The 542-nt window shown below is 64.8% G+C and carries 1 protein-coding gene; it reads right to left on the reverse strand.

The features are described 5' to 3' along the window. Positions 1-504: recombinase family protein (locus tag AC070A_RS34655; protein WP_494773654.1), on the reverse strand; the 504-nt coding region annotated here is incomplete at its 3' end. Positions 505-542 lie beyond the last annotated feature (38 nt).

Raw genomic sequence — 542 nt, forward strand, 5'->3', positions numbered from 1 at the left:
GGAGACGGCCTTGATTGCCTCCGGTCGCCGTTCTCGCAGGCCGGGGTTTCCGGGAAGCTTGCCGCGCGCCTTCGCCGCCTTGATGCCGGCTTTGGTGCGTTCGGCGATCAGCGCCCGCTCGAGCTGGGCGACCGCGCCGAGGACCTGGAGGGAGAACATGCCCTGTGGCGTCGAGGTATCGATCGGGTCGCGGATCGACCGGAAGTGCACACCGCGCGCCTCAAGGTCTTCGATCACCGCCAAGAGATGACTCACCGATCTGGCCAGCCGATCGAGGCGGACGACGACGAGGACGTCGCCCGTGGTGAGCTCGCCAAGCAACTTGGTCAAGACTGGGCGAGCGCGCGATGCCCCGGAGCCATGCTCCTGATAGATCCGATCGCAGCCGGCAGCGCGCAGTTCGTCGATTTGAGCATCGTGGACCTGGTCGTCGGTCGAGACGCGGGCGTAGCCGATCAGCCGCTTGAGTGGCTGTTGGACGTTAACGGTTTGTCGCTTCGCCATCGCGCTTTTAACGGCCTCGTTTCGAAGTGCTTTGTACA

This window comes from Ensifer sp. GW101-20A05, assembly GCF_059424735.1.